The organism is Burkholderia sp. BDU5 (assembly GCF_001522845.1).
GTDB lineage: Bacteria > Pseudomonadota > Gammaproteobacteria > Burkholderiales > Burkholderiaceae > Burkholderia > Burkholderia mayonis.
The window spans coordinates 1-24685 of record NZ_LOWC01000159.1; the positions used below are offsets into that span (position 1 = coordinate 1).

Below are 24685 nucleotides of genomic sequence, written 5' to 3' on the forward strand. Positions count from 1 at the left end.
GGCAGGCAGCGCACGCGAATCGTGGATTTCGACGGTGTCCGCTCGTAAGTCATTGATTCTTGAAGCGAGTGCCGCCGCGAGTCTCCCTCGATTTGCCACTAGTCAAGCCGCTTTTGCCATGAGTCCGGTTTTTGCTCGGGCCGCCGCCGTCCTTCTCTCTTCTCTCTCTATTTCATTGAAAAAGAAAGAGAAAGAAAGCGAGGAAGGGCAAGGCATAGGTCGAAACGGACTGCCACGAGTTGAGCGCGTTTTGCCATCAGTGACAGACGCTGCCTATTTTTTAGGCCATGAGTTTGTCGGTGTTGCCATGCCTGAATGATGGCAATTGATGGCGCACACACACCTTAAAAATCAAAGAGTTATGAGAGATTTCGGTGCAAACCATCAGTCCACGAGTTGCGCTGCGTGTGCTCCCCCGGCGCGGGACGCGGGCACGATGCCAGTGAACACGGTCGACCTGCCCGCCGCAGCCGCGATGCTCGGTGCGCATCCCGAGACGGTGCGCTTGAAAGCCAAGGCGGGCGCGCTACCCGGCAGGAAGGTCGGCAAGCGCTGGATGTTTTCGACAGTTGCCCTGCAGCGTTACCTCGCCGGAGAATGGACTCCGCGAGTTGTGCAGGGCGAACGTCCCGGAGAAATTGAAAGATGTCGCTCTACAAACGAGAAAGAAGTTCGAACTGGTATTACAAGCTCTACCCCCCTGGCGGCGGAACGCCGCTACAAGGCAGCACTGGCACCAGCGACCGAGCCAAGGCGCAGGAATTTCACGACCGCCTGAAAGCAAGCATGTGGGATCAAGCGAAGCTCGGCCAGGCGCAGCAGTACACCTGGAACGATGCTGTTGTCGCGTACCTCGAGGATCGCGAAGGCATCGCGAGCATCGAGACAACGAAGATTCACCTGCGTTGGCTGGATCCGCATCTGAACGGCGAGCTGCTCGTGAACATCGACCGCGACAGGATCGACGCAATTGAGCGCGCGAAGCGTGCGGAGCCCGTCATGGTTCGCACGCGAAGTGGCCTGAAGCAGACCGGTCGGACGGTTGCAGCCGGCACCGTACGGCGCGTCGGCGGCGTCATCATTGCTGTGCTGAATCATGCGGCCGAACGCGGCTGGATCGCGCGGGCGCCGACACGGAAGCGGAAGAAGTCGGCCGCAAAGCGCATCCGTTGGCTCAGTCAGGCGGAAGCGGGCCGATTACTCACGCAGTTGCCCAACCATCTCGCGGCAATGGCGCAGTTCAGCCTTGAAACCGGACTACGACGCGCGAATGTGACGGGGCTGCAATGGTCCCAGGTCGACCTCGTGCGTCGGGTTGCCTGGATCCATCCCGACCAGGCGAAAGCGCGCAAGGCGATCACCGTGCCGCTGTCCGAAACCGCAGTTGAAGTGCTACGGCAGCAGATCGCAAAAAAACGGAAGTCTGAACACCTCGAAAGCGTGTTCGTGTACAAGGGCGTGCCGGTTCGCCAAACCACGACGGAGGCGTGGCGGAAGGCGTTGAAGCGCGCACACGTCAAGGACTTCCGATGGCATGACCTACGGCACACCTGGGCGAGCTGGCATGTGCAACGCGGCACGCCGTTGCAGGTGCTCAAGGAGCTCGGTGGCTGGGAAACGATGGAGATGGTGCAGCGCTACGCACACCTATCGGCCGATCACCTCGCGCAATGGGTGACCCCGCATACACAAGTCGCGGAGGTGATCCAGTTGCCGCCGCCGGCGACGCGGGAAAGCGTGCGAAGGGCCGGATAACAGGTGTACTTTAGCTACACTCGGTAAAAACGACGGTGGGGGAAAATCGCTGAGAGCCTTATCCGGCTTGGCGCGCCCGGCTGGGATCGAACCAGCAACCCCTGCCTTCGGAGGGCATTCAATCGCCGCCCGCTCCGCCTTGCTCCACGGGCGTCTCGTACTCTATCCATTGACATTCGGGTACAATTCGGGTACAGTTTGTCCCAAGGTAACGCTCCACATGACGGAGGGAACTATGGGAACAATCATCACTCGCGAGGGTACGCACGGGGACACAACGTATCAGGCCAAGATCAGGCGCACGGGCTTCCCGATGCAGTCGCGCACCTTCAAGACGAAGAAGGAGGCCGAGCAGTGGATGCGCGAGGTCGAGTACGGGATGGACAAGGGGTCGTTCAGGGTGTCGAGTATCGCACAGACCGCGACGCTCAAGGACATGCTCGAAACCTACCGGGACAAGGTGAGCAGCAAGAAGAAGGGCGGCGACGTGGAGGTCATCCGCATCAACGCCATGCTCGACACGAAGTACGCGCAGTACCGGCTCGCGAACTTCACCAAGGAGGTCGTGGCGCAGTGGCGCGACGAGCGGCTGGCGAAGGTCTCCGGGTCCACCGTGAACCGGGAAATGAACCTGCTCGGGCACGTCATCGAGAAGGCCCGGAAGGAATGGGGTGTTGAACTGCCCGAGAACCCCGTACAGGAGGTCGAGCGGCCCAAGCACTCTCCGCACAGAGAACGGCGGTTGCGCGACGACGAGGAGGCGCGGTTGCTGTTCGCTGCGGAGAAGGCTCGGATGAAGTACCAACGGCCACTGATCGTGCTCGCTATCGAGACGGCCATGCGGCGGGCCGAGTTGGTCAATCTGCGTTGGGAGTTCATCGACATCACGAAGCGGCGTATACATCTAGTGGAGTCCGAGGACTTCAGCATCAAGAACGGCACGTCGCGTGTGATCCCGCTCTCGAAGCGGGCCATCGACGCACTGGAGGCGTACCAGCCCGACCCCGCCAAGCGGAAGGGTCAAGTTTTCGAAGGGCTTACAGAGGAAGCGCTGACGCAGGCGTTCACGCGGACGGTCGCTCGGGCCAAGATGGAGGACTTCCACCTGCACGACCTGCGGCACGAGGCCACCAGCCGGTTCTTCGAGAAGGGGCTGTCCATCGCGGAGGTGAAGTCCATCACGGGTCACAAGTCGATGTCCGCGCTCGAACGCTACGTCCACATCAACGCGGGCGGGTTGGCCGCGAAGCTGGATTAGTGCATGGTCATGTCGTCCCACGTCCAGACTTGGAGGACGTGCGGCGCAGCTACCACGTAGGCGAACGTGTCGTCCGGTAGAGGCTCCACCGGGGTCGGCACATACTCCCCACTCTCGTCCACGCACAGGTCGGCGTAGACGTACTTCATGGCAGGCCCGCCCATGCGCGCAGCGCGGCCTTGTCGTCGTTACAGCGGTCGAGAGCCGTCTGATAGTCGTGGACCGACTGGACAAGCCCGCCGAGTGTTCGGCTGGAGGGCGGGTCCGGTTCGGCGCAGTCAGCGAGCAGCGACGCCGCTGGCAGGTCGCGGTGCGGTGCCGGGGCGGTTGCCGTACAGGCTGTCAAACACGTCATCAGGAACAGGCTCGTCACGCCAATCAGGGTTCGCGTTGAGAGCATCGTTCACCTTCTTCTGGTTGGTCGAGGCGCGCTCCTGCGTCTTCTTCGAGGCCGTCAGGTAGGCGTCGAAGGCGGCTTGGGAAGCGGCCAGTGATTGCGCGAGCGCGGCGTTCTTGGCCTGCTCGTCGGAGAGCTTCGATTCGAGGGCCGCGTTGCGCGAGTGCTCGAACCAGCCGTAGCCGCCGAGGGCCAGCGCGAGGAGCGCGAGCACCACGGCAGCGGCGGCGAGAATCTTGGTCAGGAGGGTCATACCTTCTCCGGGGTGATGCACAGTTGGTACTCGGCTGCGCGCCGCTTGACGAGGCCGTTGAGCACCTTCCCGCCCGCGTACACCCATCGCTTCAGTTCCTCGCACGCGCCTGCGTGGTCGCCTGCGTTGAGCTTGCGGAGCATGGTCGAGGATGCGAACTTGGATGCGCCGACGTTGTATACGAAGTCGGTGTACGCGCCGAGTTCGTTGCCGTTGAGTTCCACCTTCACGAGGCGGTCAACGTCGCGAAGCGCGTCCATCGCGTCCATGTGCGCGAGCGCGTCGCACTCGGCAGGCGTGGCCTTGTCACCCATCTGGACGCCTGTGGTGTGGCCTCGGCAGATGGTTGGGATGCCCACCGGGTCGCGGTAGGCCGTCAGCACCTCGCCCTCGAACTTCACACCGAGAGCAAGGGCCGCAGCCAGCGCGACGGCCACCACCCGCGCTGTGAGAGCGGGGCGGGCCACGTTATGCGTCTCCGGTCGTGTCGGGCTTCACACGCGTACCGTCGCCGCCGAGCACCTTGTCGGTAGCATTCGCGCAGGCGATGAAGAACGCACGGAGGTCGGTTGCAGCGTCCACGTTCTCCGAGCCAGCGGCGCGGGCGAGTTCGACGTGCGAGATTGCGCGTGCAGCGTCCACGCGGAGATCGAAGCCACGGATGACGCGGCGAAGGTCAGGCAGATTCACGTAATCCATTGATTACCTCTTGTATCGGTTCATGAGGGAGCCACCGCGAGGTGCGGTGGATACGGGGCGTCCGAGCGGGTTCTTACGCCACGCTTCGAACTCGGCAGCGCGCTGCGCTTCGATGGCCTTCTCTTGGTCTACGCCGAGGAGTCGGACCCAGTAGCGGACAGCACCAGCCAGCGCGTCGAGGCGGTCGTCGTGCTGCAACGACTGCTTGTCGCGGGTGATGAATGCGATCTGATGGAACAGGGAGTACGTGTTGCGCTTCTCCAGCGAATAGCCAGCGAGGGATGCGTTCTCTCGCCGTGCGATGTCGTCGTTGAAGATGAGCGCGCCGCGTGCAATGACCGGCTCAAGCGTGTCGATGATCCGAAGCTCTTTCTGGCCGGTCTCATAGACTTCTTCGATAGCGCAGCCATTGGGGCCGTCGCCGTTGTTGACTGCCACGTACTCGCCGCGAAGGATCGGTAGCCACGTATTCAGGTACGCGCCGAAGCCGAAGTTCTTCTCAACGAGGATGCGGTTGACCTTCCAATCACGAGCCACTGCCGAGAGCCTCTTGAAGCCTTCGACGGAGTACCCACCGGGCACGCCGCCCACGTCGAGCACCCAAATGTTCCCGTTGAGGAAGCCCACCACGGCGTATGCGGTCTCGTCGCCGTTCTTGCCGCCGCCCGCAGGGTCCACGTACATGACGATGCCTTGCAGGCGCGAGCGGTCGTCGGAGACGGCTGCTGGTACGCCGAGCGTGTATGTGATGCCGTTGATCTCGTACGCCACGCAGTCCTGCGCGAGGAGGCCCGGTTGCACTGACATCGGGAACAGGTCGCCCACGATGCGTACGGTCTGTACCTTGATGAGGCGCAGCGGGTAGCGGTCGGCGTCGGCCAGCTTCGTGTTGAGCATGTGCTGCAACTGGAAGTAGCTCGGGCATTGGTCAACCTCTTTCTTGCACAGGTACTCCTCGGTGCCCGCAGGTAGCTCGGTGTCGGTTGGCGCGCCTTGGTCGCCAAGCGGCCCCCACCTCGGCTCACCGAGTTCGGGCTGCGCTGCGAGGCGTCGCAGGATCAGCGGGGCGAGCATGTCGCCGTAGTTCTCGCGCTGCTCCTTCGTGGGGTAGCGCCCCGTCCAGATGCGGACGGTGTAGCCGCGACCCGGCAGCGTGTTGTAGATCGAGTTCACGCTCTGCGGCGTGCCGAGGTACACGATGCGCCCGGTCGAGCAGATCGACGGGAAGTCTCGTGTGAGGTTCAGCAGCGCTTGGCGTTGGTGCTCGGTCAGTGCGTTCTTCTGCGACTCGATGTCGTCCGCGATCAGCAAGTCAGCACGCTTGCCCTGCAAGTTGCCGGTGATACCGACGCAGGCGACGCTTGGTGACTTATCCAGCCCCTTGAGGGAGTGGTGAACGTCGAACGCTTCGACCGAGGTACGGTCGCCCGCGTTGCGGTCAGGCCGCAGACATTCGAGCACGTCCATCGTCTGAATGATGCGAACGATGAGCGTTGAAATCTCGTTGGCCTGCGTGCCGCCTGCGGAGAGGATCAGGACGCGGAGCCGTGGATCGTGGATAAGACACCAGACTGCGTACGCAGCGGTGATCGTCGTCTTTGCTTGGCCGCGCTGTGCCTGAATCATCAGGTAGTGCGGGCCGTGTTCAAGGAACTCTGCGATGTCCTTCTGGATTTCGGTAGTCGAGAAGCCGAGTTCCGCCATCACGTCTTCGAGGAAAGGCTCGAACGTGGGGTACGCAGCTTGCACTAGCTCCAGCATTTCCCATCGCAAGAGAGCCTGTTCAGCACTCTCGCGTTGGGCCATTACATCGCGCTCCTTTCGATGCTATCGAGCACGTCGTTGATGTCGGTCTCGGACGGCAAAGGGCGCGGGGTGAGCGGTACGACCTTGCCGCCGCGCTTCGCCATCTTCTCGTCCAGCTTCTTCTTGAGGTCGGACAGACCCTCGTTGTCGTTGATGCTGGCCGTGATGTGGTTGTCCTTCAGGAACTTGATGGCCGCGCCGATGTCGGCGGCAGACGCCTCTCCTTCTTCGATGCGTCGCTTCAGTTCATCGGCAACGACGCCATGCAGTTCCGAGAGCTTCGCTTCGGTTGCTTTAGCCATCGTGCTTGTCCTTTGTCAGCCAACGCTTGATCGTGTCCCACACCTTCGGTGCGAGGACGATTAGCTGGCAGGCGAGGTAGATCAGGGTGCCAATGACAACGAGGTCATTGCCGGTCATGTGACCGATGGTGAATCCAGCGACGCTGTTCCCACCGGCCTTAGCGATGTCAACTGCGTCGCCGGGTTCCATATACTATGTTCTCCTAAGTTATCTGGCCGCAGCTTTGAGTGCTTCCACCTCTGCGCTCAACTGCTGGATCGCGTGCAGCGCCGTTAGCAGGAGGTTCACCTGATCCAGCATCAGCGGCGACTTGCCGTCGAGCGGGTCGCCCGGAGGCTGATACACGAGGTCATCCTTCAGCACTCTCACTTGCTGCGCGATCAGGCCGCACGACACGGGCCAGCCGCTCTCCTTGTACACGAACTGCTTGAACTTCATGCCGTTCACAAGGGCCAGCGAGTCCTGCTCGGTCGGCTTGATGTCCCGCTTCAGGCGATAGTCCGAGCCGACATTCGATTGGATGTAGGCACGAATGCCTGCGTCATCAATCGAGAAGTTGAATCGCCCGCCGTTGTTGCCGTCCCACCCGATCCACATATTGTTGCCTGTGGACCGCTTGATCGAGGCGTTGTAGTTGTTGTTGATCTGGTTCTGAAGGTCGTCGGCCCGACCGTTCGTGGCGTAGTTCCCGATGTTGAACCATGTATCGGTGTAGATCGCGCCTTGGTGCTGGCCGTCCACATACAGCCGCACGCGACCGTCCCAATTCATAACCATCTTGTTGCCGGTGTCGTGGACAACGTAGCCGTAGTTGTTGGTGTCGTTGTACTTTCGCGTAACGACGTTGCTCAACCACCCGCCCCACTGCGTACCGTTGATGTTGCCATCCGAGGCCAACTGCGCAGCGCCGTTGTTGGCGTACACGACGCCCTTTGCAACAACGTCCTGCCCGACCGTGACTCGGCCACCCGTGGTGATGCCTGCGCCGGTGCCGTCGATGGTCACAGCGCCGCTGCTGAGATTCCAGCTAAACGGTCGATAGCTATTCCAAGTTCCGTACTGATCCCCTGCGTTCGTCTGCATGAGGAAAGCCGATGTGCTGTCGTTGCGGACGAAGACGCCGTAGTTGCCTGCGGCGATTCGGAACGAGTTCGCATTAGTGCTGCTCACTTCGCCATTGACGACGCCGCCCGTTTTCTGGTACGCGTTGTTCGCTTTGGCTGCTGCGTCGTTCGCAGTTGCCACGGCGTTGTCGGCCTTGCCACTGACGGAGTTCGCTGTGTTCAACGCTTGCGTCGCGTTGCTGGCCGCACCATTTGCGGTCGATACTGCACTGGCTGAATCGGTCAGGGCCTTCGAGGCTTTCGCGTCAATGCCGTCTGCCGTGCTCTTGGCTTGGTTCGCGGTTGATACCGCAGTGGCCGAGGCGTCGAGCGCGGCTTGCGCCTTTGCGTCGATACCGACTGCGATGTCATGTGCATCGTTGGCCGTCGAGATAGCGGTGTTCGCCTTCGATAGCGCGGAGTTCGCGGTGGAGACTGCGTTGCCCGAGGCGTCGAGCGCTTGATGCGAGAGGTCGAGCGCTTCGTTCGCGGTGTTGTACGCGAGCACGGAGCGTTGGATCGCCTCGCCGCTCGTAGCGTTGATCGAGTCAAAGCGGTCGAGCATTTCCGCCGCGATGAACACGTTCTGGTCGTTGCTCTTGTCGAGATTCGCCTCGTCCATCACAGCGCCTTCGCTGTAATCGACAAGGGGCTTGTCCTTCGGGGTGTCTCGATACAGGACGAGGAACTGCCCGGTCGGGATCATGTCCGACGTGCGGACTTGGTTCTGACCGATGAAAGTGAGCGTCTGAGGGTAAGTCAGGGCTGACACGGGGTCGTATCGGTACGCCTTGACGTGCGACTGGTCGATGTAGCCGCCTGCGAAGTTGAACTCGAAGGGACCATTCGTGCCAGTGCCGGGGTACTCCTGCATGGAGTTCCGCACCCCGCCCTCACCCGCCGAATTGATCCACGGAATGAGTTCGTTTGCAGCCATTTCTGCTCCTTGATTGTGTCACCTACGCAACCGAAATTGGGGAAGCCCGACTGGCGGGCCTCCCCGGATTACTTGGCTGCGATGGAGTTAGCGACGTAGGTGCCGACGAGCGAGTTCGCCAGCGGCGCGATGCGCAGGATGTTCTTCGAGTCCTGCCCGTGGTTGGTGCTTTGGCCGGTCGCCAGCGAGCCTGCGGAGTGCAGGGCCGAGCCGACGTTGCCGAGGTAGCCCATCGCCGCGACGGGTGAGCCGACTTGGTTGTAGGCCGTGCCGCCGAAGACCAGTTCACCGAGGTTCAGGGTGTCGGGGAGCACGCCGCTCATGTTCATCAGCGTGAACACGCCCGCAGCGAGCTTGAAACCCTTGGTGTTGTCCTCGATGTACTTCTGCTTCTGCGCGTCGGTCTTGCCCATCGAGTTGAGTTGCAGACGGGCGTAATACAGCATCCCGGCCCATGCGGTCCCGAGCACGAAGGCGTTGACCGTGTTGATGTCCCCGATGGCGACGTTGCGCGCAAGCTGCTTCTCCGACGAGACGATGCCGTAGCGGCGGAACTGGCCGAACAGCGAGCCAGCGTTGGACTCCGACAGCCACATCGGGGCCTCGCCCACGAGAGCGCGTTGGAACGTCTGGTACGTGCCCCGGTGCATCGCCTCGATCAGCTTGTCGGCTGCGCCTTGGTCTTCCCACTGGTCCCAATTGATCCGACCGCCCCGCTCTCGGGCCTTGTCGAACTGGTCGAGTTGCCCCTTGATGCGCGCCATCGTCTCGGTGTCGAGGCCCACGTCGGCCATGCGACGCAGCGACATACCGCCGTTCTCTCCCTTGATGGTGCGGAGGAGGTCTTCAGCGAACACGGGCAGGAAGCCACGGTGCAGCATCGTGCCGATGATGTTCGAGCCGTTGAGCCACGAGGTAAGCTGCGTTGCCCGCTGCGACATGCGGTTGAGGTTCGAGCCTTCACCGATCATCACCCGGCCCGTGGCCGAGACATCCGGCGTCAAGCTGTGCAGCCGGTAGTCCTGCCCCAACAGCGACGGAGCATCGACAGCCATCTGCTTCAGGAACTCGGTGTTCTTCGACAGCCCGCCTGCGATGGACCGCAGGAAGCCCGACACGCCGCTCGCCGCGATCACGTTGGATGCGTCAGCCAGCACCGACAGCCCGAGCTTGCCCATCGTCGCCGCGTACGTGAAGTTCCGCAGCGTCGAGAAGGCAGCGCGCTCGTGGTTGCGCAGTTGGCCGAGACCGAACGAGCGGAAGCCGAAGTCGAGCGCTTGCAGCGCCTCGCGGCTCGCGCCGTCCTTGCGGGCAGCTTCGAGCGCAGCCGTGGCGTCGCCCTCGTCAATGAAGCCCTTGCGGGCCAGCGAGTTCAGGCCAGCGAAGCGGTGCGCGCCGTGCGTCACCATGCGCTCGCCGTTGTAGTCCATGAAGTCGAGCAGGGCGACGTTGTTCACCTTGCGCGTCAGGTCCAACTCGGTACGCGAGCGGTCGGTGCGGATGTCGGCCAGTTGCTCCTTGAACTGCTGCAACAGGTCGCCGTCAATCACCGCGCCGTCGAAGTTCTCCTTCAAGAGGTCGCCCGCGGTCACCTCGAACTTCTGGTCGAAGTGGTCAATGCGCGACTGCGGGTCCGCCATCAGGTCGTTGAGCTTCGTATCGACCAAGTGGCCCACCTTCTCGTTCATGCGGTCGCGGAGATTCTTGATCTCGTCGGGTGCCGCTGCCGGGTTCTTCTTCAGCAACTCGTCAATGGCCGGGTCAACGATGCGCTCGGCGTACTGCTGCGTCAGGTTCTCGTGCAGGGCCGCGAAGCGCGGTGCGTCCTTGGCGTGCGCGTCTGCGATGTGCTCCCACTGCCACGCGTACGGCATGAATCCCACGAAGCCCGAGCCGCGCACGGCGTCCGCGTACGGGTTGCCTGCGAGGCGTCCGTCTGCCGTCACCTTGTCGTAGAAGTCGTCCAAAGCCTTCGCCATCGCCCGGATGTGGTCCGGGGCCGACGACGTGTGCTCGACGCCTGCCTCGCGGGCTGCGCGGTGCGCGAGGCGTTCCTCTGCCACCTGCCGCCACACGCGGTCCTCTGCGGCCTTCGCGAAGCCGAGCATGTACTGCGCCTTCTCCATCGGCGTGAAGCCCTTGGTCAGGTTCTCCTTCAGCGTCGGGAGCGCGAGGGCCTTGTAGCCGAACTGCGAACGCTCGTAGTCGAGGGCCACGGTGGACTCACGCTTGCCGATGCCGGTCGCGTCCTCGAACAGGTGCGCGCCGAGGTAGCGAGCCACCTTCGACTTGTCACGCTGCACGATGAGACCCGGCGAGTCGATCCACGTCTGCACCTTGTCCGCGCCCACCTTCACGCGCTGCTCGTCGTACCACTTCTCCAGCCGTGCGCGCTGCGCCTGCGATTCCGGCGACGCGTCTTCGACCCACTTCGAGGCGCGGTCGGTGATGTCCGACGCGACCTTCGACATGCGAAGCTGCACACGCGCCGCGTTGGACGGGTACACCTGATTCACGCCACGCGAGTAGCGGTTCGCGATGTCGAGGTGATCGTCGTTGAACAGCACGTAGTTGGAGTTCGGGTTCGGCGTGCCACGCGAGCGGCCCGAGTCGTAGCGCAGACCATGCACGCCTGCCTCGTTCAGGTACTCACTCGCGGCCTTCTGCCCGCCGAGTTGCTTCGACAGCCGCTCGTACACAGCTTGGCCGGTCTCGCCTGCCTCGAACGGGACGTGGCCCTTCAGCAGTGCTTGGATCGACGGCTGCTCCGAGAGCGGGCGGTCCCAACGCATGATGCGGTCTTGCGTCGTGTTGACACGCAGGCGGTACAGCCCGCCTTCCTCCGCAGCGAGGCCACGGCGTTGTGCCTCCTTGTTGCGGTAGTCGATGGCCGTGCCCTTCTCGCTCGTGACGTAGTGGCCGAAGCCGTACGCGTGCATACCCTCGCCCGTGCCAGCGAAGCGCAAATCCATCTGCTCGATACCCTTCACCGGGGAGCCGTGCCACACGTAAGGGAACGTCGTGTCCATCGACAGCTTGCCCGCCTTGCGCACGTTCTTCACCGAGCCACGCACGTATTGCAGCACGTCGTTCGTCGTGAGGGCCATGCGGCGGAATGCCGGGATGTTGTCGCGCAGCCAGTTGCGGATGTTCGACACGATGCGGCTCATGACGGCCAGTTGCGGGTGCTTCTCCGCGAGGTATCCGAGAGCTTCTTCGAGCTTCAGGTGCTCCGGGGTGTCCGCAGGCACGCGAGCCTTCGCTGCGAGCACACGCGGGTCTTGCGCGTCGTCCACTGCCTTCAGCAGCTTCGTGTAGTTCTCGGTGCCGACCATGCGTTCGAGGCCGTAGTGGACCCCGACTTCGTGCATGATGAGGCCCGACGGGTCCGCCGCTTCCTCCGGGGTGAGTCGGTCACGGAACACGTACACACGGTCATCCTGCGGGCTGTAGAACGCCTTGGCGTCGTCGGGGATCGCCTCACCGTACTTCGCATGGAAAGGGCTGGCCGCGTTGAGGTCCGACGCCGTGCGCAATTCCATGATGACGCCTTGATCGTGCAGGCGGTTGTATCGAGCATCAGCCAGCGTCGAGACCGGGGTGTACCCCGTGCGCGCCGACACGTCAGCCGAGGACAACGCACCACGCTCCTCCGAGAGGGCCACGCGGCCCACTGCCGGGGTCGTCGGTGCAGCGTGCAGTTCCGCAGCGATTCCGTCCCGCGAGAACGCTGCGAGCGGGTCCATCGTGCGACGACGGCCTTGCTCCCATACGTGGTTCAGGTTCGACTGCATGGACTCCTGCACAGCCGCCGCGATGGGCTTCAGCACCGGGTCGATCTCGGGGATGGGTTGGCCGGGTGCCGGGGCGCGCTCGCCCGCTGCCGGGTGTCCGCCGAGCAGGTGCCCGAGCGTACCGAGTGCCGCGCCTTGGATGCCCTGCGAGATCAGGTCGCCCCACGAGAACTGCTGGTTGTCCGCTGCGTTGACGAAGCTGCTCACCGCGACGTTGCCGACCGCGCCGCCTGCCGCGCTCGCGGTAAGCGACGCCGCCGCGCCTGCGCGAGCCGCGTTCGCAATCCAGCCTGCGCCGAGCGTCGCGATGATCGCCACCGGGTCGGCCATGCCGCCGATGAGTTGCATCGTGGTCACGCCCGCCGACTTCAGGCCCGCCGTGTTGCTGGCGCGCTGGAAGAAGTCCGACCGCTCCTGCGCGAGTTCGAGGCGACGCTGGAAGTCCTCGGCGTTGTACGCGCCACTCACGTAGTCCGACAGTTGCTTGTTGTTGAGGATGCCCGCCGTACCCATCTGGTCGAACTGCTCCTCACCGATCTTGAAGTTCGGGTCCACCTCGCCACGCTGCGTCATGTCGATGATGCGGCCCGTGACCGTGTTGTTCACGAGAGAGTCAACGAAGGACTCGCCCATGCCCGCCCACCGCGTCTGTGCAGCGATCTCCTGCCCCGCTTGCAGCGCTGCTGCTTGGCCGATCACGTCGGGCTGGTTCCACACTGCGTCGATGGCGGCGGTGTCGTTGACGTTCATCGCCGGTTCGCCGGGTGCCTGCGGGTTCGCCTTGTAGGCGGCGGCGCGGGCCTGCGACTTCATGAACGACGGCATCTTCTGCGAGGCGATGTACGCCGCGAGTTCCGGGTTGTTGCTCGTGAGCGCGCTGTAGAAGTCGTTGCCGAACACCGCGCCGTTGCCCTCGTGCTTCGAGATAGCCGTCGCGAGCTTCGCCAGCGTGCCGGGGTCTTTCATGTTGAGCGTGTCGCTCGCGCCCACGCCGAGATCGCCTGCGACTGCGTTGATGTACGCGTTCGTGTCGTTCTCGTTGCGCGGTGCCCAACGCGTCACGATGCCTTGCACCGTGTTCAAGCCGTGCTTCACGTCGTACGCCACGAGGTTCTTGATGAGGGCCGTGCCGCCTGCTACCGGCGTCGGATACGCACCGAAGCCGTTGTCGCCTTCCTGCTCCCCGTCGAAGCCTGCGCCGAAGCGGATGTTGCCGGGGTTGTTCTGTCGAATACCAATCGGATCAGTCATTAATACTCCTAAGTAGTATCGAGCACGCGTTGCACGACGGCCTGATTCAAGCCGCCGCACACCGCACACTCCAGTTAAGGGAGGACGCCCACGCCGCCTTGCGTGAATGGGTTGTCCATCGCCGCCTTCTTCGCCGCATCCACATTCGAGCGCGAGCTATTCAGACGTTCGAGGCACTTGTCCCGCACTTGCTGCGGGGTCACGATGACGGGGTACACCTGCCCGTTCTTCGCGTTCTGGTAGTACAGCATCAGCACGCCGCGTCCACCTTGCTCACCGCCGACAGCTTGGAAGTCGCCGTCGCGGAAGTTGTCGATGCTTGCCTTCGTGTAGAGCGGGTCGCTCATGTGCGCGTCGTTGATGGACTTGATGCCCGCCTCGACGGCCTGCTTCAGGTTGCCTCGTGCCACCTCACGCACTGACCACTGGTAGTCCTCGTTGGACTGATCCAGCGCGTTCTTCGAGATTGCCTGCACACCCTGATAGAGCGACTGTGCGCCTGCCACGTACGGGTTGTGCTTCACCACGGTCCCGTCCACGAAGTCCGTGTTCTTCAGGTTGCCGTAGACTTGGTTGTACGCGTACTGCGCCGCCGACTCGTCTGACATCGACGGGTACGCCTTCTTCGTCATTGCCACGTACGGGCCGAGGTCCGCCGCGAGCGCTGCCTTCGTCGCGTCATTCAACTCGTACGAGGTAAGCTGGCCGGGACCGCCGAAAATCGGCATCCACCGCTTGAAGAAGCCGGGGTCTTGCTTCGCGATGTAGTCGGTCGCTGCCTGCTTGTCCTGCGAGGTCGCCGCCGCGCCGCTGCCGTTCTTGATCCACGAGCGCGTCGTCTCCAGCGCCTTCGGGTCGTTGATGTCCACGCCCGAGCCGATGAACGCTTCGACGCGCTTCGCGTTGTCCGCCCCGATGTAGTTCGCCAGTGCGGTCGGGCCGTTTGCGCCCGAGGCCAGCATCTTCTGCATCACCGTGAGGGACTTCTGCGCACGCTGATTGATCTGCCCGCCCGTGACGAACAGCGAGTCCGAGTCCTGCCGCAACTGCGACTCCAGCGAAGCGGGCCGCAGCTTCTTGTCGTCCGCCACGAGGGCGAGCTTCTTGATGCCATTGTCGAGCGACGCCTCGTCTGCCTGCGCCGTCTGCCAAAACTCCTCGACGGCAAGCTGCGCGTTCTCGGTGCTCACGCCCGGAGGCAACAGCGACGACGTACCGCCGTTCACTGCGCCGAGCGCGCTGGTGCGTTGCGCCTGATCGTCGGCCAGCCCCTCCTGTGCCTTCTGGAACATTGAGGCCACCTTGGCACGGCCTGCGTAGAACTGCTTCAGCAGCGAGTCGCGGCCCGCGTTGTCGATCATGTCGGTGCTCGCGCCGCTGCGCCGCTTCCAGTCTGCATTCATCTGGTCGATCACGCCGTTGAGCGCTTTCTCGTCGCCGGGGAACGAGCCTTGCGTCAGCGAGATCGAGAGCTTGGTCTGATCCTGCGTGATGTCGGAGAGTGCCGGGGCCTTCTTCAGGGCCTTCTGCGTCCACAACTCCTCCTCGTTCTCCAACTGCACGCGGGCGTCCATCGGGATCGCGTTCCACGCTTCGCCGTTGTTCTTCAGTGCGGTGTACGCCTCGAAGTTCCCGTTGCTCAGGTTGGCCCGCGCAGCCGAGGCCATGTACTTGCCGTACGCCTCGTCGGTCATGCCGTAGGGCTTGAGGAGGCCGTCAGTGAAGTTCGTCACCTGCGCCTGCATGGCTTTGGGATCGACGTAGCCCGACTGCTCGTGCAGCGTCGATTGCAGCAGCTTCCCGTTCGCCACCTGCATATTGACGAACTTGTTGCCCATGTCCTCCTGCTGCCACGCGAAGTGCTGCTTCATGTGCGTGTCGAGCATCGGCCCCCACTGCTCGGCCAGTTTCGACTGAACAAGCCCATCGACCAATGGATCGCCCGTGTTGCCGATGCGGACCGCTTGATCGACAAGGTACTGGCGCACCTCGCCCGGATCACGCGTGCGCAGCGAGGGCAAGTTCTCCATGAACTCGTTCTGCGCCTGTGCGATGGCCGTCATCGCCGTCATCGCCTGCGCGCCCTGTACCGTAGCCGAAGGCCCGAAAATCTTCGTGTACCACGGCTGCTGGTTTTCGATGTCCTGAAGCGAGCGGCCCTGCACCACTTGGGACATGCCCTCGAAATACAATCGCTTCTGTTCTGCCGCAATGTACGGGGCAAGCATCCCCTGCGTCAGTTTGTTCAACGCATCGAGCGTCTTGCCCGAAGTCGCCGCCTGCTGGAACTCGCCGCCCGGAGCAATGGCCGCTTGCCCGCCTTGGATGCCTGCGCTGCCGCTGCCTTGCAAGCTGATCTGCGGCCCGCTCGCGCTGCGCGAGGGCTGCTGCAAAACGACGCCTCCGCCCCCATCGAGTGCGAAGGAATCCGGTCCCATTCCTGCCATGTGTTCCTCCTTAACTGAGTTGGAAGTTGGCGAGCTTGCTGCCAGAGGCCGTAGAGAAGAACCCGTTGGACGAGCCGCCAAGGTTGCCGAACTGCTTCACAGCGTCAGTGACGGACCCAATAAGCCCGTTGAGAACGTTCCCTGACGAATAGTTCGACGTGTCGCCCACCCCGCCGCCCGATCCGCTGCCGCCGAATAGGTTCGCAATCGCGCCGGTATTCGATGCGAGGGTGCCTAGCAGGGACGAGCCGAATGCCGAGCTTGCGAACTGGCTCGCACGGATAGGCGACTGCACCAGCGGCGCGACGTTGATGTTGTAGTCGATGGGTGCGAAGGTCTGCCCCTCGTCCAGCGACATGATCTTGTTCTGCACGAGGCCCATCTTCTGCTGGAGCATGTCGTACGTCTGGTACTGCGTGTTCTGATCCGCCGCCGTCTGTGCTCGCGCCGCCGTGAGTTGCATGGTGTTCTGAAGCATCCGGGCCGTCGAGCCGCCCACGCCCGCCGCCGCAGCAGCGGCGCGCACCGCGCCAAGCTGTTCGGCAGAGCGAAGCTGCGACTCCAAGCTGCCGTGTACTGCCTGATCCTGAAGACGAAGGATGTTCGTCGTCAGCGCGTCCTCGGCTTTCCCACCGGCTTCGAGCTTCGCCTGATTGCCAATGCTGCGGGTAAGGTTCGACAACGCTGCCTGCGCGGCGGCGAAGCCGTTGTTGGCTGCGCGCACAGCGTTGGCTGCGTCGGCGTTCGCTTGATTGATCGTGTTCTGCGAATACGTGTTCGCATTGTCGATCGTGGTCTGCGCCTGCCCAATAGTCCTCTGCGCGTCTCCCTGAATCCACGAACTCAGGAAGTTCGCGCCCATGCTTGCTAATGCTGCCCAACCCATAGTCACACCCTCCGAGAGTTAAGGAACAGTTGACCGACCCACTCGATTGCAGTGAGGGCCATCGGCAACCACTTCCGCGAGTGCAGCGACATCGTGTGCTCGATGTTGGCTCGGCCTGCTGGAATCTGGAGTGCTGCCGTGGTGATCGGCTGTCGCCCCACTTGGTTGTTACTCAGGCCCACCCGCCGCCCGTTGAACTTGAACACCTTCTGGTCCTGACTCGTGGCGTGAATCCACGCGTCAAGTCCGCCTGTGTCCGACACGCTCACCGAGTACCGTCCCACCACGAGCCGCCCGTTGATGAGCGCCTTGTCGTTCTGATCGCGGACGAACGGTGGCGTCAGAGCGACGTACGACTCGTACTGGATGCCCGTCCATGCGTTCGCTTTCTCTGTCGCGTCGAGGCGGTTCCAAAAGTCGAAGAAATTCGCATTGGCCTCACCAAGCCACGCACGATCCACGGTGTCGGCCAGTGCAACTGCACCGTCCGAGATAAGCGAGACGTTGCGTTGGTTGATGTAGCCGGTGTCCGAGGCGAATTGCGTCGCCACTCGCTGTGCGTCGAGGTACGGATTCACCGACAGGTCCGAGTCCAGTACGAACTGCTCACAGGCGACATAGACGCTGGCCCCGTCGTATCGCAATACGAAGGCGAAGACAGACGCCTCATACGTGGTGAGTCCGATGATGCGACCCACGTTGGCGGACCATTCCCACCGGGACCACGAGTCAAATGCGCGGGCCTGCGTACCCGGCTGGTCAATGAAGCTATACACGTACAGCCCGTTGTCGTGACCGTCTGTCCGCACGAGTAGGCACGACGGCGCAGACAGCACCGCGAACTCGATGGGCCTGCCCTTGATGTACCGGCTCAACTGCTGCGAGACGCAGTAGGTCTCGGGCGTGTCTTGGAACAGGCCGAGTTGGAACTGATGGATGCGGCCCGCGTACGGCGATGGTCCCGGTTGATTGCGAGCGTCCTCGTACTTGCCGTAGTAAAGCAGGTTGCCAACCACTACCGGCTGCGCATACGTCGCGTCCTGCTCATTCGCGGCTGTTGCCACCGCTGCCGACTTCGGCGTGAGCACGCTGCGCCCGCTGACGCTGTACTGCTTGCGCAGGCCGAACATGAACAGGTCTTTGTTGTACGTGACGCACTTGCTAATGATGTCGTCCTCGGCCCCAAGTGCGTACACTTCAATGGGGTCATCGTCATTCACGGTCAACATCGACTTGCGGAAGAAGTTGAAGTAGTCTCCCGTGCGCGACATGAAGATCGTCCCGTTCGCAACGATCACGAGGCGATCCATGAACACCGTCAGCAGCGTGACCCGCTTGCCGAAGAAATACGGGACCGCGCCCTCGGCGTTCAAGTCCCCGCACTCGCTCGCTGTGTAGCCGGGGACCGTGCCACCGATGGCCGCTTGAAGGGCCGCAGCGCTACTGCCGAGGTGGAACGTCTGCCCGTCGTCGGACAGCGCGCCGATGGCGAACACCTGCCCCGGCTGCACAATCTGCGCCGCGCACTCCTTCCACGTTACGGTCTGCCATCCGCCGTTCGACGGATTGTCAGGGATCGCCTGCATATAGTACGGGTCGGGCGCACCCTTCGGGCGCACGCGCACCACCTTGTTCGGAGCATGAATCGGGGAGAGCTTCGATGGGTCGTCCACCTCATTGAACACCACGCGGAACATCGAACCATCGCCGCCGTCGTCGCCCGACGCGGACGTGACGCTATCGCCGAAGATGGTCCCGCCGAGCACACCGACGTTGCTGAACCCCTGCGCGTTGAGAGAGTTCGCCAACTGCTGCGCGATGTTCTCCGGGGTGATCGAACGTGCCGCGTCGCCAATCCATTGATTGACCCGCGAGTTATAGTCGTTCACCCGGTCGTTCACCTGCTTCTGGTAGTTCGGGTTGTCTTGGAGTGGGATGTCGTCCGTGTTCAGCAGATTCGGGTAGCTCGAAGCCATCGTCGTGTACGACGCGGTGAACTCTGCGCCATCCGTCCGCTTCACCTTCAGCCTGAAGGTGCGGCTGTACGCGCCACCGCGCACCGTGCCTACCCACTGCTGTTGGTGCGCCGCGTACTGGTCGTTGACGCTGTATCCGGGGCCGATGCGGTTCGACGCCATGACGATGTACTTGCCAACCGTCGTGACCGCGCTGATGCCGCCGAAAATCCAGTCCTGCAAATTCTGCTGGTCGGCGTACGAGACGTTGAGGAACTTGCCCGTCGCCTTGTTGAGCACGAAGCAGAAGGGCAGTGCGTCGCCGCTGTTGCGCTCGCGACTCATGTAGACGATGGCGTACTCAGTGCCGCCGATGAAGAAGCTGTACTCGCGGTAGTTGCGGGCGTACGCTTGTTGAGTCGGTGTGAGATTGGGCGATGGCGTCATTCCCACCACTGCACGCTCGTCCATTGTGATCGAGCCGTGACGGCGCACGAGTCCCTTGACGGGATCGGACACCATGTTGACTTGTTCGTAGTGCTGTCCGGGGTGCCGGTCCTGCGGGACTTGCTCGCTGACACCCCGCGTGATGCTGGCGTAGCTACCTGTTACCTTTCCCATGCGTCCTCCTTACCACCAGCTACGGTGATACCGGCTCATGGGTCGGATCAGTCGAAGCTGGCTTGCGACAGCGGGCGCACGCAGCATGTTCGCCTTCACCTGCCGGATGTGTTCCGCACGCAGGGTCGTGAAGACTTGCTGGTATGCCGCGCCGAGCTTGTTGTACTTGTCGGCATCGCCGTCGTAGTCGTTCTGGAAGTCGAGGACCGTGCGCGCCGCGATCATGTGATTCGCGAGCATCGGGAGGTCATCGAACGGAATCTCGCGCACGAGCACGATGGCGACAGAGCCGCCGAACTCGTAGCTGGATGTGAAACGGTTGTAGAGGCGTCGGCCTCGGATGACGTATGCGGTGCCGTCGTCGTCGGGGTTGACGTTGATCGCGTCCGCAGGGACGTAGATGAACTTCGTGTTCGGGTCGGCTTGCAGGGTGATGTAGTCGGTGTTGAACCACCAGCCCTTCGCCTGCTCCTGCGTGTTCGTGGTCTTCATCTTCAGCAGCGCAGCGGCCACGAACGGATGGTCCGAGTCGATGGAGTTCAGAGGCGTTTCACCCATCGAAGCCAAGCACTGATTAACCACGTCCAATTGAGTCAAACGCATGTGAACTCTCCAGATGCGAAAAAGCCCCGACACCTTGTGGGCATCGGGGCTCTTTTGGCGATTAGGTGCGTGCCTTCTTCAGGACGCCCGCGAACGCCGGGTTGTTGGGAGTGACGCCGAACGAGAGGTACGCGTCGATGAACCACGCCTTCAGGCGTTGATCGAAGAACACGTCGGTCGTCAGCGGGATCGTTTCGCCCGCGAGCAGCGCACGCGGCGAGAAGGTCACGCCGATCACGTCGCTGAAGTCGCCGTCGTAGGCGTTGCCGTTGCCGTCGTTCGAGAGGAAGTGGCCGGTGATGTTGCCGGTCGGGAGGTTGTTCGAACGCCAGATCGGCACGCCGAACGCTTCCATTTCCTTCGTCTTGATGGTCGTGCCATCCGACGTGATGAAGTCGCGATCCACGAGGCGATCGTTCTTCAGGAGGGTGTAGTACACCCACGGCTTCACGACGATCACGAGGTCGTCACCGATGGGGTCCACGTCCTTGTCCTCCATGTCGGAGAACAGTTGGCCGAGGTAGTCCTCCAGCGCTGCCGGGTCTTTCTCCTGACCCGCCGACGTGAACGTCTTCTGCGTGCCCGGTTGCCAGCCCTTCGGATAGCCGGTCATGTCCGTGATGCCAGCGGCCTTGATGGCTTGGATCAGGAACGCCTGATCGTAGAACTTGGCAATCTTCTTGCCGTGCTCCTGACCGACAGCCGCACGCGCATCGTACGAGTTCTGGAAGTCGTCAATCATCGGCGTGATGTTGCGGGCGATCACGACCGTATCGACGGTCAGCTTCACCTTCGTCGCTTGGTTCACGCTGCCGTCCGGTTCCGTACCCGGCACGAGCTTCGACAGGCTCGATTCACCGACTTGGAAGCCGCTGATCGTGGACGTACCCTTCACCGGGCGAACCGGGATGTAGCCGTTGATGACCGACTTGCGGGCAATCGTGCCCTCGACTTGACCCGTGTACTCCTCGATATGGAGGGCCATCGGGTTCGTGCCAGCCGGTGCCGAACCGACTTGCGGGTTGTTCCCGACTTGGAGATTCTGACCGGGACGGTTGATGTTGCTTACGCTCAAGCCCATTAAGGACTCCTTTTCTTGTAATGCGTGTCAATACTCGCCACGCTTAGGTCTCTAGGATTGACACGGTGCGTTGTGTCACCTACGCAACTGAAATTGAAAAGGGCCAGCCGGATCGCTCCAGACTGGCCCTCTCGGGACGGTGCTACCTGCCGTTAGCCGCGATACATCGTCCGCCGCTGCTGCAACTGCCGGTACTCCTGCGACTGGTCGAAGCGGGTGCCGAGCTTGGCGCGGAGGTCCGCAACGGCCTTGCCGTATTCCGCCGGGGACAGCGCCCCGCCGCTGGCCGACGCCGCGCCGCGAGCCGCCTCGGGCTTCACCGCGCTCTCTCGCGGGGTGTACGTCACGCCCGGAGCGCCCCGGTAGCTGTTCACGAGGAACGCTGCCACGGCCTCGGCCACGACGCCGCCTGCGGCCAGCGCGGCATTCACCTGCTCCTTCTCGTGCGGCTCGGCGTTCTGCGAGGCCCACGCCAGCACCTCGCCCCATTCCTGCTCGCCGCCTGCCGCCTGCACGCAAATGTTCTGCACCGCGAGCGTCTTGTCGGCCTCGGCCTTCACGAAGTCCGCGTAGCCCTTCTCGGCCAGCGCAACGTGCGCCTCCCAACCGGGGACGTTCTTCTCGGCCATCAGCGCCTTCACCGGGCCGAAGTCGCCCTTCGTGGCTGCGACGATTGCCGGGTGCTCGGGGCCGAGGCCGTGCTTGCCGACGAAGCCGAGTGCGAGGTCGAGGTTCGAGTCGCCGGTCGGCTGGTAGCTGACGGCCTCACCGAACAGTCCCGCCTCGTTCGCTGCCGGGTTCGCAGGGGTCGCGGGATTCGCAGGGGCCGCAGGAGCCGCCGCTGCGGGCACGGCAGGAGCAGCAGCGGGTGCCGCAGCCGGGGCTGCTGCGCCGCCGCCTGCGCCGCCTTGCGTGCCGTCGTTTGCTTCGTCCATCAGGGGGAAGTGCTTGCCGAATCGAATCATCGTTATCCTTGTGCGGTTGGGTTGCTGCTCGTGACTGCCGAGGCAATCGGTCGAGCGACTTGCTGCGCGAGGGCCATCTGCTGCTGGTTCTCCAGATCAGCCTTCTGCTCCTCGGGCGACTTGATGTACAGCTTGGGATCGACACCGCGCCCCGCGAAGATCGCGTTGGCAATGGCGTCGAGCTTGAGGACGAACTGCATCTGCGGAGGCAGGCCACCGACACCGGCCATGTCTTGCAGGCACAGCTTGAGGTTGTCGAGGTCGCCGTTGCGGGACAGCGCGTCGAGGCCGGTAATGACCATCGGGCGCAGGTGCGTCCCCTTCAGATCGACGGACACCTCCTTGATGAGCCAGTAGGCCATCGGAAGCTGGAAGTCCAGCGCGAGGCGCGAGTACACGCCACCAAGCGACGTTTCGAGTTCGTTCGCGACGAGGCGGATTTCCTCGGCTGTCACCCGCTCCGCGTTGCGGATCACGGACGCGCCGAGCAGGAACACCTGCCCGATTCTGTTCACGTACTTGCTGTTGGTAACGTCGATCTGCTGTAGCGCCTGTGCGGTCCCCGTGACGAGCGGGATTACGTCGTTCTGCACACCGGGGAGCGCGGCCCCGTTCTCGCTGTTTTCGAGGTCTTCCGGCTTGGTCTGCCCTGCCGGGTTCACGAGCCAGCGGAACTGCGATGCGAGGATCGCGGCCTCCACCTCGGCCTGCGAGAGAGCAGAGAGCGCGGCGAAGTCGCCAGCACACTGCTCGACCAGACCCGTGCCGTAGTTGTTCTCGTCGTGGAGTTCCCACGTCAGCGCACGGTACGGCATCGTCTCGTCGGTGTACTTGCCCTCGAACTCGCTGCCAACGAGCTTGTACTCATCGACGTGCTGCGTTTCGATGTAGCTACCGTTGACCCACCGAATGTCGGTGTAATGGCAAACGGTCGGCGCAGGCGAGTCGCCCTCGGGCTTCCACTCGCGGAACCGGGTGCTTGCGTACCTCAGTTGCTCCTGCGCCTTGTCGGACAGTTCATCGAACAGCACCTCCTCGCGGATGATGATGCGAATGACCTTGCCCGACTGCGACCGCTTCACCACGAACTTCTTCAGCCCGAGGACACGCAGCGTTGCCTTCTTCAGGATCAGCAGACAATTGCCAGTGACGATGAGGTGCTTGAGCGCGAGGTACAGGTTCGGGCGCACGCCCATCTGGTCGAGTTCCTTCACGCAGTTGGCCTCGGCAACCGACAGGATCGACTGCAACTCGGTCGGATCGAATTGCGGCTGCGCCTTCAGCGTGTTCAGGAGGTCTTGCGGGAGGTCGAGACGGAAGAACGGGCGGGACGGTGCGAACAGGGCCAGCATGAGCTTGTTGGTGAGGTTGTTCACCCCTTGCGCCCCGACCGACTGGTAGTCCGTCTGAAGCTCCTCCAAGTTCTCGTTGTAGCCCTCGGGTGTGCAGATAGGCGGCAGTGTGAATGCCGCGTACTTCATGCAGCGGACGAGCAGCGACTTGCGCTGACCGTCCAGTTGTGACCATGCACGTTGAACGGTCATGCGGTCTCCTTGTTATGTGAGTCGGATGCCGACGCCTCCGTTGGTGCCGCCGACGCTGGACGTGCCGCCCTGATACTTGCGGCGCGGGTCCGTGCTGTCCGACGATTGGCTGGTCAGGTCCACCTGCGTCTGCGGCTGTTGCTGCTGCGACTGCGCCGAAAGCTGCGCCGAGAGGTTGGCCTGATTGATGGCCGCTTGCTGCGCCTGCGCGGATGCCTGCGCCTGTGCGTTGGTCTGCGCCACTTGCGCCGCCGACGCCTGCTTCGTGGCCTCGGCCTGCTTGTTCGCCGCCTCGATAGCGGCTTGTGCTTGCTGGTTCGCAGCGTCGCGGATCGCATCGGCCTGCGAGCCGGGGTCGATACCGAACACCTTGCCCACTGCGCCGACGACTTTCTTCACAACACCCATTCAAACCTCCTTGTAGTAAGACCCGCCTGCCTTCTCGTAGCCGAGTCGTTCGATCACGCGCCCGAGGCGGTCGTCATAACCACCGACAGTCCCGAGCAGCACTCCGACGCAGCCGTTGGCCCGAGCCAGCGACTCCATACACCACACCACCTGCCGATAGCTCCCGGCGTTCGTGTACGTGTTCAGCCGAAGCGTCAGCATTTCCTCGAACAGCTTCACGCCGGGGCTAGTCCACGTCCCTCCGATGTCGAACACCACGAGGTAGTCGCCATAGACGAAAGCGTTCACCTGCCCGGTGACGATCTGCTTCATGATGTGATGCGGGTCCACATGCTTCGCCCACGCTCTGCCGAGCTTCTGAAGCTGCTCGACATGCGCAGTGCCCGCCGCCCATATCGCACCGTGCTCGCACGGCTCGACGCGGCGTGGTCCGTCCGGGGCCTTAGCCAACGATGTAGCCCTCCCGCAGCAGCTTCAGGACGGTCTGCACGCCGAGTTGATACCCGGCCTGCAACTCCGTGGTCTGCGACGTGACGACCGGAGGCGGGACTTGCCGCTCCAGCGTCCGGTATTGCTCCGGGTCGAGCCGGATGAGCACCTGCTCCTTCATTGGTTCCTC

General features: G+C 63.0%; 22 protein-coding genes and 2 pseudogenes. 4 read left to right on the plus strand and 20 right to left on the minus strand.

Annotated features, from left to right (window positions below; genetic code table 11):
- From WS69_RS32210 to WS69_RS25085, 4 genes and pseudogenes are all read left to right on the plus strand, one after another.
- A pseudogene (locus WS69_RS32210) lies at positions 1-319 on the plus strand (Baseplate J family protein); the annotation flags it as partial.
- Between the two features lie 156 nt (positions 320-475).
- Positions 476-580, plus strand: a pseudogene (locus WS69_RS35365) (helix-turn-helix domain-containing protein); the annotation flags it as partial.
- Positions 581-645: 65 nt separating this feature from the next.
- Entirely contained in the window at positions 646-1755 is a 1110-nt protein-coding gene (locus WS69_RS25075; protein ID WP_059473356.1) for a tyrosine-type recombinase/integrase, read from the plus strand.
- A gap of 235 nt (positions 1756-1990) precedes the next feature.
- Complete coding sequence (locus tag WS69_RS25085) at positions 1991-3013, plus strand: site-specific integrase (RefSeq protein WP_197419313.1); 1023 nt, start codon at positions 1991-1993, stop codon at positions 3011-3013.
- Here WS69_RS25085 and WS69_RS35110 read toward each other — a convergent pair.
- The 20 genes from WS69_RS35110 to WS69_RS34340 form a co-directional block, all read right to left on the minus strand.
- The gene (locus tag WS69_RS35110; protein ID WP_231747218.1) at positions 3010-3162 is read right to left on the minus strand and encodes a hypothetical protein; all 153 of its coding nucleotides are present in this window, start codon (positions 3160-3162) and stop codon (positions 3010-3012) included. The genes WS69_RS25085 and WS69_RS35110 overlap by 4 nt on opposite strands.
- Positions 3159-3368, minus strand: coding sequence for an Rz1-like lysis system protein LysC (gene lysC, locus WS69_RS35735; RefSeq protein WP_442854923.1), 210 nt, complete (start codon positions 3366-3368; stop codon positions 3159-3161). Before lysC ends, WS69_RS35110 begins: the two co-directional genes overlap by 4 nt.
- The gene (locus WS69_RS25090; RefSeq protein WP_059473358.1) at positions 3292-3663 is read right to left on the minus strand and encodes a hypothetical protein; all 372 of its coding nucleotides are present in this window, start codon (positions 3661-3663) and stop codon (positions 3292-3294) included. The genes lysC and WS69_RS25090 overlap by 77 nt, the downstream gene beginning before the upstream one ends.
- Positions 3660-4130 carry a lysozyme gene (locus WS69_RS25095; protein ID WP_059473359.1) on the minus strand — a complete coding sequence of 157 codons (471 nt, stop codon included), beginning with the start codon at positions 4128-4130 and terminating at the stop codon, positions 3660-3662. Before WS69_RS25095 ends, WS69_RS25090 begins: the two co-directional genes overlap by 4 nt.
- Position 4131: 1 nt before the next feature.
- Positions 4132-4362, minus strand: coding sequence for a hypothetical protein (locus WS69_RS25100; RefSeq protein ID WP_059473360.1), 231 nt, complete (start codon positions 4360-4362; stop codon positions 4132-4134).
- A gap of 3 nt (positions 4363-4365) precedes the next feature.
- Complete coding sequence (gene terL / locus WS69_RS25105; RefSeq protein WP_059473361.1) at positions 4366-6168, minus strand: phage terminase large subunit; 1803 nt, start codon at positions 6166-6168, stop codon at positions 4366-4368.
- Complete coding sequence (locus tag WS69_RS25110) at positions 6168-6470, minus strand: hypothetical protein (protein ID WP_059473362.1); 303 nt, start codon at positions 6468-6470, stop codon at positions 6168-6170. The genes terL and WS69_RS25110 overlap by 1 nt, the downstream gene beginning before the upstream one ends.
- Positions 6463-6660, minus strand: a complete 198-nt coding sequence (locus WS69_RS25115) for a hypothetical protein (RefSeq protein ID WP_059473363.1) — start codon at positions 6658-6660, stop codon at positions 6463-6465. Before WS69_RS25115 ends, WS69_RS25110 begins: the two co-directional genes overlap by 8 nt.
- 18 nt (positions 6661-6678) lie before the next feature.
- On the minus strand, positions 6679-8511 hold the full coding sequence (locus WS69_RS25120) for a phage tail fiber domain-containing protein (protein ID WP_059473364.1): 1833 nt from the start codon (positions 8509-8511) through the stop codon (positions 6679-6681).
- Between the two features lie 68 nt (positions 8512-8579).
- Positions 8580-13556, minus strand: coding sequence for a hypothetical protein (locus WS69_RS25125; RefSeq protein ID WP_059473365.1), 4977 nt, complete (start codon positions 13554-13556; stop codon positions 8580-8582).
- 74 nt (positions 13557-13630) lie between these two features.
- Positions 13631-16003: a hypothetical protein gene (locus tag WS69_RS25130; protein ID WP_156438389.1), complete on the minus strand. Its 2373-nt coding sequence runs from the start codon at positions 16001-16003 to the stop codon at positions 13631-13633.
- Positions 16004-16013: 10 nt separating this feature from the next.
- Positions 16014-16889 (minus strand): virion core protein, T7 gp14 family, encoded by an 876-nt coding sequence (locus WS69_RS25135; RefSeq protein WP_059473367.1) that lies wholly within the window; start codon positions 16887-16889, stop codon positions 16014-16016.
- Between the two features lie 2 nt (positions 16890-16891).
- Positions 16892-19465, minus strand: coding sequence for a phage nozzle protein (locus WS69_RS25140; protein ID WP_059473368.1), 2574 nt, complete (start codon positions 19463-19465; stop codon positions 16892-16894).
- 9 nt (positions 19466-19474) lie between these two features.
- Positions 19475-20068 carry a hypothetical protein gene (locus tag WS69_RS25145; protein WP_082716469.1) on the minus strand — a complete coding sequence of 198 codons (594 nt, stop codon included), beginning with the start codon at positions 20066-20068 and terminating at the stop codon, positions 19475-19477.
- 61 nt (positions 20069-20129) lie between these two features.
- A complete protein-coding gene (locus WS69_RS25150) occupies positions 20130-21149 on the minus strand; it encodes a hypothetical protein (protein ID WP_059473370.1) in 1020 nt (339 codons plus the stop codon).
- A gap of 152 nt (positions 21150-21301) precedes the next feature.
- Positions 21302-22114, minus strand: a complete 813-nt coding sequence (locus WS69_RS25155) for a hypothetical protein (RefSeq protein WP_156438393.1) — start codon at positions 22112-22114, stop codon at positions 21302-21304.
- Between the two features lie 2 nt (positions 22115-22116).
- Positions 22117-23658 carry a portal protein gene (locus WS69_RS25160; RefSeq protein ID WP_059473372.1) on the minus strand — a complete coding sequence of 514 codons (1542 nt, stop codon included), beginning with the start codon at positions 23656-23658 and terminating at the stop codon, positions 22117-22119.
- A 12-nt stretch (positions 23659-23670) separates the two neighbouring features.
- Positions 23671-24066, minus strand: coding sequence for a hypothetical protein (locus tag WS69_RS25165; RefSeq protein WP_059473373.1), 396 nt, complete (start codon positions 24064-24066; stop codon positions 23671-23673).
- Positions 24067-24378 (minus strand): hypothetical protein, encoded by a 312-nt coding sequence (locus tag WS69_RS25170; protein WP_059473374.1) that lies wholly within the window; start codon positions 24376-24378, stop codon positions 24067-24069. It lies immediately after the preceding gene.
- 130 nt (positions 24379-24508) lie between these two features.
- The gene (locus WS69_RS34340; RefSeq protein ID WP_197419314.1) at positions 24509-24676 is read right to left on the minus strand and encodes a hypothetical protein; all 168 of its coding nucleotides are present in this window, start codon (positions 24674-24676) and stop codon (positions 24509-24511) included.
- Between the last annotated feature and the right edge of the window lie 9 nt (positions 24677-24685).

Excerpts from the sequence above, each read along its gene's own strand:
- WS69_RS25075 (WP_059473356.1), top strand. The coding sequence starts at position 646 with ATGTCGCTCTACAAACGAGAAAGAAGTTCGAACTGGTATTACAAGCTC.
- WS69_RS25085 (WP_197419313.1), top strand. The coding sequence starts at position 1,991 with ATGGGAACAATCATCACTCGCGAGGGTACGCACGGGGACACAACGTAT.
- WS69_RS35110 (WP_231747218.1), bottom strand. The coding sequence starts at position 3,162 with ATGAAGTACGTCTACGCCGACCTGTGCGTGGACGAGAGTGGGGAGTAT.
- lysC (WP_442854923.1), bottom strand. The coding sequence starts at position 3,368 with ATGACGTGTTTGACAGCCTGTACGGCAACCGCCCCGGCACCGCACCGC.
- WS69_RS25090 (WP_059473358.1), bottom strand. The coding sequence starts at position 3,663 with ATGACCCTCCTGACCAAGATTCTCGCCGCCGCTGCCGTGGTGCTCGCG.
- WS69_RS25100 (WP_059473360.1), bottom strand. The coding sequence starts at position 4,362 with ATGGATTACGTGAATCTGCCTGACCTTCGCCGCGTCATCCGTGGCTTC.
- terL (WP_059473361.1), bottom strand. The coding sequence starts at position 6,168 with ATGGCCCAACGCGAGAGTGCTGAACAGGCTCTCTTGCGATGGGAAATG.
- WS69_RS25110 (WP_059473362.1), bottom strand. The coding sequence starts at position 6,470 with ATGGCTAAAGCAACCGAAGCGAAGCTCTCGGAACTGCATGGCGTCGTT.
- WS69_RS25115 (WP_059473363.1), bottom strand. The coding sequence starts at position 6,660 with ATGGAACCCGGCGACGCAGTTGACATCGCTAAGGCCGGTGGGAACAGC.
- WS69_RS25120 (WP_059473364.1), bottom strand. The coding sequence starts at position 8,511 with ATGGCTGCAAACGAACTCATTCCGTGGATCAATTCGGCGGGTGAGGGC.
- WS69_RS25125 (WP_059473365.1), bottom strand. The coding sequence starts at position 13,556 with ATGACTGATCCGATTGGTATTCGACAGAACAACCCCGGCAACATCCGC.
- WS69_RS25130 (WP_156438389.1), bottom strand. The coding sequence starts at position 16,003 with ATGGCAGGAATGGGACCGGATTCCTTCGCACTCGATGGGGGCGGAGGC.
- WS69_RS25135 (WP_059473367.1), bottom strand. The coding sequence starts at position 16,889 with ATGGGTTGGGCAGCATTAGCAAGCATGGGCGCGAACTTCCTGAGTTCG.
- WS69_RS25140 (WP_059473368.1), bottom strand. The coding sequence starts at position 19,465 with ATGGGAAAGGTAACAGGTAGCTACGCCAGCATCACGCGGGGTGTCAGC.
- WS69_RS25145 (WP_082716469.1), bottom strand. The coding sequence starts at position 20,068 with ATGCGTTTGACTCAATTGGACGTGGTTAATCAGTGCTTGGCTTCGATG.
- WS69_RS25150 (WP_059473370.1), bottom strand. The coding sequence starts at position 21,149 with ATGGGCTTGAGCGTAAGCAACATCAACCGTCCCGGTCAGAATCTCCAA.
- WS69_RS25155 (WP_156438393.1), bottom strand. The coding sequence starts at position 22,114 with ATGATTCGATTCGGCAAGCACTTCCCCCTGATGGACGAAGCAAACGAC.
- WS69_RS25160 (WP_059473372.1), bottom strand. The coding sequence starts at position 23,658 with ATGACCGTTCAACGTGCATGGTCACAACTGGACGGTCAGCGCAAGTCG.
- WS69_RS25165 (WP_059473373.1), bottom strand. The coding sequence starts at position 24,066 with ATGGGTGTTGTGAAGAAAGTCGTCGGCGCAGTGGGCAAGGTGTTCGGT.
- WS69_RS25170 (WP_059473374.1), bottom strand. The coding sequence starts at position 24,378 with ATGAAGCAGATCGTCACCGGGCAGGTGAACGCTTTCGTCTATGGCGAC.
- WS69_RS34340 (WP_197419314.1), bottom strand. The coding sequence starts at position 24,676 with ATGAAGGAGCAGGTGCTCATCCGGCTCGACCCGGAGCAATACCGGACG.